This is a genomic window from Rhodopirellula maiorica SM1 (genome assembly GCF_000346295.1).
Lineage (GTDB): Bacteria > Planctomycetota > Planctomycetia > Pirellulales > Pirellulaceae > Novipirellula > Novipirellula maiorica.
On sequence record NZ_ANOG01001097.1, the window covers coordinates 1 to 5106 of the forward strand.

Sequence of the window (5106 nt, forward strand, 5' to 3'; positions counted from 1 at the left end):
CCCTCGGCGTCGCCATGAGCTAGCGATTCCGAGACAATCGGGCCCATCGGGGCGATGTTGATTTGTCCGTCGGCACCTACCGACGTGACGATCGATTCCAAGATCACAATGCCAGTTCCCGTCGCCATTGGGCTGCAATCGAGACAAAGTTTTCAAGCAGACGGCTACCATCGTCCGTCAAGATCGACTCGGGATGAAACTGAACTCCATAGACCGGCCGACTGCGGTGCTGGATTCCCATGATCACCCCATCATCGCTGTGGGCAGTCACCTCGAGTTCATTGGGTAGATGATCGGGATCGATTGCCAACGAGTGATACCTGCCGACATGCATCGGTGAGGCAATATGATCAAAGATGCCCTGCCTGTTATGAACGATCGATGACTGAATGCCATGCTCGGGACCACATCGCAGCACGATGCCACCAAAGGCAACGCCAATCGATTGATGTCCCAGACAAACGCCTAGCATTGGGATCTTCGATGATAGTTCGCGAATCACGGGGACCGAGCAGCCAGCTTCATGAGGGCTTTTCGGGCCGGGCGAGATCACGATCGCTTCGGGAGCAAGCGTCAAACATCCCTGGGCATCGATCTCGTCGCTACGAACCACGCGAGTGTCGCAGCCGAGTTGGCGAAAGTATCTGGCCAAGTTGTGGACAAAGGAGTCGTAGTTGTCCAGCAATAGAATCATGCGAAACCGCTTCTAATGGATCGGGCCGCTAACGACGCGGCTTGGCAAACTTAATCTTTTCGATCAGTTTGACAACTTCGTTGCCATCTTTGTACCCACTTACCGCCGTGATGGCCTTGATGACATTTTCATAGCGTAAGTTGTAATCGGTATCGATTTCGAGTTCAGGGCCCTCGTCCTCTTCGGTCGGCGTAGTCGATCCGATTTGCGAAACAATGCGGGCTCGCAGTGCGTCGTAATCGGTGCCTAAGTCCGAATCATTCAGTGCCATCGAAGCCAATCGCCCTTGCGAATCGGCTCGCAGTCGCAGTTTCAATCCGAGGTCAGTTGGATCGGCAGCACCCTGGCTATCCCCCAGCGGCATCCGCACGCTGAAGTCGCCTTCCATTTCCACGACTTTGAAGGTCATCACGAAGAACACCAGCAACAGAAAGACGATGTCAATCATGCTGGTCATGTTGAGTTCGTTCTTCTCGTTCTCGCCTTGGTTGCGAATTTTCATCGGTTGTCTTCCTTCACACGCAGCGCAAAGTTAACGAGTTTCTGTTCTTGCGCCACTCGGATCACCTCTTGCACATCACCGGCAGCGGTGTCTTTGTGAGCCCGGATGACGACGTTTGCGTCATCAGCGGTCTTGCCCTCGGATTCAATCACCGTCAATTCACGTAGCAATCCGACTCGTAGCGTTTCCACAGTGTAATCGTCGCCGCCAAGCACAATTTCACCATCCATCGCCACATGCAGGATGATCGGAAACTCGAGCGGCACTTCGGGCGGTTTCACCAATTGGCTGTTAGGCAACACGACACGATCATTCGCTTCGGTTTGCGCAAAATTGATCAACACCATGAAAAACGCGATCAACTGAAACGTCATGTCGATCATCGGCGTCAAGTCGCCTTCGGCCAAGTCAGGTTTTTTTGATTTGACTCGCATTTAAGCTTTGGTCCCCTGAGGCGTAACGTCCTCAAAACGGCTCATCAAGTTTTCGCTGGTCACACCGATTTCCAGCAGCATACGCGAGACGCGGTTCCGCAACACGTTGTAGGCCGCGATCGCAGGAATCGCGATCGCCAATCCAATCAACGTCGTGAAAAGTGCCGTCGAGATACCGGCGGCCAAGTCAGCGGGTTTCGGCGACGCTCCACCAAGTGCGATCACTTGGAACGATTCAATCATCCCGTGAACCGTACCAAACAATCCGATCATTGGGCTGAGGTTACCGATCAGCGCCATGTAGCTCAGCCGATGTTCAAGCTTCATGCTTTCCTCTTCACCGACTTCCTGCATCCCTTCGAGCGCCTTGTTGTAGCCGCGGGACAAACGTGCTAATCCGGCGGAAAGCACTTGGCCGAGCACGGATTCGTCGGCTTTGGCCATGTCATAGGCTTCTTGGAATTGTTTCTCGTTTAGCTTCTCTTCGAAACCTTCGACCAATTCGTGAGGACACAGCGTATCGCGGCGAGCGGCCAATACATTCATCACAAACAGCGAAACGAGTGTGATCGACAACACCAGGAACACGAACGAATAGGTCAAACCGAGTGCTTCGATTGTCCAAGCGAGCAGGTTCTGATCGCTCGATTTCTTTGCCGGCGAAGCCGCACCGTCATCCGCCGGGACGTCGGCGGGCACATCCGCAGGTGCTGCCGCAGCGGGTTCAGGTTCGCCAAATTCTGCGGCAGCATCATCCTGAGCTGACACAGGGGCGATTAGGAATAGCGATGCCATGAGCGCTAGACCCACAGAACGAAACGTGTGCATGCTGGGCGTGCTGAGACGGGCAGGATGCAGGAGGGAACCGCAGGCAGCGAACATCAACGAGACTCTCTGAAGATAAGAAGCGGGGAACGTGTAGATGTTTTTAATTTTCAGCGATCTTGAACGGTCCCGATCCCGGAACCACTGAATTCTAGCATTTGAACAGGATAGTTGGGGAAAAGTACCCTTGCACCCTCCAAGCAACTCGAATCGATTGAGAAAAGAGGCTCGAAGGTCCGCTCGCAACGGCAAAAGCCGGATCCGCATTTGAATTATTTGCCAAATCCGGGATAACGTTGTTGCAATTCTTGGCGTGCTTCGGCACCCCGTTCGGGTTTTCCAACCTTGGGCCACAACTCGACTAGTTTCGAAAGCGCCACGGCGTGGGCATCACTTTGACCTGAAAACATCAAGTGTGTATGCAGATAAGCCATGATCGCCCCTTCGGTGTCCCCTTTGGCTTCGTAAATCGCCCCTTGCGCGTTGTAGGTCCGCGCCGCCATTTCGACATCCGTCGGGTTCATCTCGCGGATCAGCGTTGAGACCAATTTCAAGCCTTCGTCCGCCTGTTTTTTCGAGGCCAACGCAGCCGCTTTTCCGGCGGTGGATAGCGATTGCAAACGGGCGGCTTCCACCGAGTCGACTTTCAATCCCAAAACTTTGTCGAACTCGGTAATCGCCGCGTCGGCGTCACCGCTGTGCAAGTGAACCATTCCGGTCAAATAGACCTGTTCGATCTTTGCGTTCACGGTCGGTGCTTGGCGAAGCGATCCGTAGAACTTCAACGCGCCCTCTTGATCGCCGAGTGCGAGGGCAAGATCGCCAAGCACCTTGGCGGCTTCGAAAAAATGCCACGAATCACGGTGCTTTGACGCAAACGCTAACATCGCTTGCTTCGCCGCTTGTTTGTTTCCCTTGCCTGCAATCGCCAATTGGCTCATCGAATAGGCGGTGTAGAACATCGCATCGGCTTTGATCACGTCACGCGGCAGTTCGCCTATGTTGACCGTCTTTAACTCTTGCATCGCTTGATCGTATTGACCGTCCAACGCAAACTCGCGTCCTTTGGTCAGGGCCGGAGAGTCGCCAGCGAACAAGATCTTTTCGATTTCACCGGCGACAAAGTTCTGCGTGTTGCCTCCGACTTTGACCTGAATCCCTTGTGGGCTGGTCTCGGCGACCGAGCCAATCACAGGCGAACCCGAACTTGGATAGATCCGGTCGTTTTGTGCTTGAACCGTATTTCCCAATAGCACCCAGCCGATCCAGACGGCGGACATCAGTGCGGCGTTAAAGTATTTCATTTTCACTCGGTCAGGCTTGTTGAAGTGAGTTTGTTGAGATGAGTTTGGTTATGGAAAAGGTTTTTATCTGCAACCGAGGCTGCGCCGCTTTGCGGAAGCACTTTGGGGCAACCGATTGCGGAACCGGCCTTAGCCGGCCGGGGGCAGCGGTGGTAATCCTTTCACCGGATCGCCTACCTGTTTTTGGATTTGACGAAGCAACGCGTCAAATTTAGCTCGTTGTGCCGGGCCACCCAGTTCGGGATAGATCCCTTCGACTTGGGTGATGTCCGTGATCGCTCGTTTCATGATCGCGTTGTCGTTTGCGCGTCGCCCCCACAGAAAACGCGAATACGCGATGTGGAAGCGGGCATCAAAAAAGATCTCTTTGAATTGTTCATTCCCGTTGGTTAGCTTGCTGATCTTGCCCCAGCCCCAGATGGTGTTTTGCTTGTTTGGACCGGGACGTCCGCCATTGAGTGCGGTTTGGTAAGCCCTTGGCGCAAATTTGTCAGGAAGCTCGCCCGCCCAGTTTTCGTACGCCGTCGCGGCTTCGACTTGCGCGTCCAGCATGGTTGGTTTTTCGAGCAGGATTTGTTCAAGCACATCGAGCGAATTCTTGTATTGACCGACCAAGCGGTAGCTGCGGGCCAATTGAAATTGAACCGATAGCGGCACATCGGGATTATCGGCTTTGAGTTGCTCGAACGTCTTGATTGCCGTTTCCAGCAGTTCTTTGGCGCGGCCGGTCGCTTTGGTCTCAGCCTCGGGCATCGCCGCTTCGCCCAATTGAACCAGTGTTTGCACGATCCACTGCAGCGTCGCGGGGTCCTTGGTGGTTTCCGCGATCTGAGTCAAAAAGACACGAAACGCGTCGATCAGTTTGTCTTTTTTCGCGGCATTGGCGGTTTCCAGTTCATCCTTTAAGCTGCGAGCCATCCCGATGTAGATGGATTGCAATCGCTTTTGGCCGTCTTCGCCTTTGTAGGTTTTGCGAAGCTTGTCCATGACCGCGGTGGCGCGTTTTAGCAATGCGGTCGGGTCGGTCCCATCGCTAGTCATCCGCTGGACAATTGTGGTCAATTCGGTGGCGTATAGATCGCCTTGTAACGCATCGTCATCGGCAGCAATCTTGCTGATCAACTTCACCGGACCATAGGTTTTATGGTCCAGCGTTGCCAACGCTTTAGCATCTTCGCCTTTACGCAAGTAGACTTTGGCCAACACCAATGCGGCTCGCAGGCCTTCGGGTTCGATCAGCCCGCCCTTGATTCCCGCCAATCCCTTGGTTAATTCTTTCTCGGCATCGCCCAACAGTTTGTCGGCGAGTTGATCGTTCTTTTCCTGTCGAGCGACGATCGATTGATT

The 5106-nt window shown here is 53.9% G+C and carries 6 protein-coding genes; all 6 read right to left on the minus strand.

Translation table 11 applies throughout. The features are described 5' to 3' along the window. Nucleotides 1-103: 103 nt before the first annotated feature. Complete coding sequence (locus tag RMSM_RS35425) at nt 104-694, minus strand: anthranilate synthase component II (protein ID WP_008709302.1); 591 nt, start codon at nt 692-694, stop codon at nt 104-106. A 28-nt stretch (nt 695-722) separates the two neighbouring features. Beyond that, the gene (locus tag RMSM_RS35430; protein ID WP_008709304.1) at nt 723-1196 is read right to left on the minus strand and encodes an ExbD/TolR family protein; all 474 of its coding nucleotides are present in this window, start codon (nt 1194-1196) and stop codon (nt 723-725) included. Continuing rightward, nucleotides 1193-1630 (minus strand): ExbD/TolR family protein, encoded by a 438-nt coding sequence (locus RMSM_RS35435; RefSeq protein WP_008709306.1) that lies wholly within the window; start codon nt 1628-1630, stop codon nt 1193-1195. The genes RMSM_RS35430 and RMSM_RS35435 overlap by 4 nt, the downstream gene beginning before the upstream one ends. Then, on the minus strand, nt 1631-2425 hold the full coding sequence (locus RMSM_RS35440) for a MotA/TolQ/ExbB proton channel family protein (RefSeq protein WP_008709307.1): 795 nt from the start codon (nt 2423-2425) through the stop codon (nt 1631-1633). A gap of 302 nt (nt 2426-2727) precedes the next feature. After that, the gene (locus RMSM_RS35445; protein ID WP_040771292.1) at nt 2728-3759 is read right to left on the minus strand and encodes a tetratricopeptide repeat protein; all 1032 of its coding nucleotides are present in this window, start codon (nt 3757-3759) and stop codon (nt 2728-2730) included. 129 nt (nt 3760-3888) lie between these two features. Then, nucleotides 3889-5106 (minus strand): tetratricopeptide repeat protein (locus RMSM_RS41655; RefSeq protein ID WP_478212721.1); only part of this gene is annotated, 1218 nt, incomplete at its 5' end.